Consider the following 2024-nt stretch of genomic DNA (forward strand, 5'->3'; position numbering starts at 1 on the left):
CTTAATTCCAAAAAAGAAAAAAGACATACAAAAACCCTTTGAAAACCCTTACAATAAACTCACGTTAACAAACGAGAGGAGAGTATTTATGAGTTTAGGTGATAGACTTACTGAAAAATTATTGATTGTTGCTACAAAGATTACGAGTCAAAGACATATGTCAGCAATTAAGAATGCTTTCACTGCATTACTTCCAATTATTATTACTGGGGCATTCTGTACACTATTTTCCAATGTTGTATGTTCAACGACAACAACAGGTATTTCTTTAGCGAAGCTGCCAGGAATGGCTTGGTTAGAAGGCTTGACAGGAATGTTTACAGCAGCCAATTATGCCACTTTGAATTTTTTAACAATTGGGACTGTAGTTCTGATTGCAATTGAATTGGGTAAACAATTAAAACATAAAGAAATTATTGTTCCTATTATTGCATTAGCATCATATATCAGTTTATGTGATACATTTACAAATATCACTGTTGAAGGTATGGATGATTTAATCAATGTTGCTAATGTTATCCCAAAAGAATTTACTAATGCTCAAGGATTGTTTCTTGGAATGATTGTTGCAATGGTTTCTATAGAGATCTATTGTCGTTTAGCTGATTCAGGTAAGTTGAGTATTAAAATGCCTGACACAGTTCCAACAAATGTATCACAATCATTTAATGTTTTATTTCCAGGTGTTGTGACAATCTTACTGATTTCTGGTTTTGGCTTATTATTCCAAACTGTATTTGGGATCTCTGTATATAATGCGATTAGTGCTTGTATTCAAACACCATTACGTGGTGTTCTCACTGGGCTGCCAGGATATTTATTAATATTTGGTTTATCATGTGTATTCTGGGTTATTGGTATTCATGGAACACAAGTTTTAAAACCAGTATATCAAGCGACTATGTTAGAAGCTGTGGTTTCTAATACTGATGCGGTTCAAAACGGACAAGCACCACAATTTATTTTAAATGAGACATTTATTTCTTGTTTTACAACAATGGGTGGGGCTGGTATTACAATTGGTTTGGTTATTGCCTTATTATTTGCATCAAAGCGTGATGATTATAAAGCTATTGCAAAGTTATCTTTAGCACCAGGTTTATTTAATATTAATGAAACAATGACATTTGGTTTACCAATTGTATTGAACCCAATGTTTATGATTCCATTTATTTTAACACCAATTCTCACAGCATCATTTGCTTATGTTATGACAACAATTGGTTTTTGTGGAACAATGGTTTATGCAGTACCATGGACAACACCACCATTGCTGATTGCTTGGCTTGGATCAGGAGGAAGTATTGGTGCTGTCATTACACAAGCTATTTGTATTGTTATTTCTATAGTTGTTTATTTACCATTTGTATTTGCAACCAATAAACAGGCAAAAAGTGAAGCAGAAAAACAAGTTCAAATTCAGGAATAGAGGAAAAATGTTATGTCAAAAAGAGTAAAGAATAAATATGAAGGTTTAACTGCAAGACAAATCAATATTTTGAAGATGAAAGAACAACTCAATAAACCTGATCCAAATGCGATAAAACCATTTGAAAAATATAAAGTATTAACATACCTATTTAATCTTATTTTTCCTCCCTATGCTCTTTACCGCATCTGGAAAAAGGAATCACCCTTTTGCATAACAGAACGTGTTGGTCAAACAATGATTTGTGTTGTCTATATGCTTGCTCTTATTTCTATGCAATAATAAGAAACGATGGCAAAATAACTTTTAAAAGTTGATTTTGTTAAGTTTCTTTTTTTATTTTCTTTTGTACAAAACTTTTGGTTATTTGTGTTCTCCTCATGTCCTTTTTTGAATTCATTTATACCTATGATATTTCTTGAATTTGCTATCTTCTTTATTAACTGTTATATAATTATTTATCATGTGAATTTATTTTCTTAAAAAAGAAGAAAAATAGCAAAGAAATGATGAATATATAAGTAAGGGAATCTTTTTGGATGTTTACTTTAAGCAATTGTTGTGGTATATTGTTTATAGATACTATCTCTGCTTA

At 31.2% G+C, this 2024-nt stretch carries 2 protein-coding genes; both read left to right on the top strand.

All coding sequences use genetic code 11. From position 1 onward, the window contains the following. Nucleotides 1-88: 88 nt before the first annotated feature. Nucleotides 89-1429, top strand: coding sequence for a PTS sugar transporter subunit IIC (locus tag AC5M21_RS15995; RefSeq protein WP_008790062.1), 1341 nt, complete (start codon nucleotides 89-91; stop codon nucleotides 1427-1429). A 12-nt stretch (nucleotides 1430-1441) separates the two neighbouring features. After that, complete coding sequence (locus AC5M21_RS16000) at nucleotides 1442-1711, top strand: hypothetical protein (protein ID WP_008790061.1); 270 nt, start codon at nucleotides 1442-1444, stop codon at nucleotides 1709-1711. The last annotated feature ends 313 nt before the right edge of the window (nucleotides 1712-2024 follow it).

Source organism: Coprobacillus sp. (assembly GCF_984815275.1).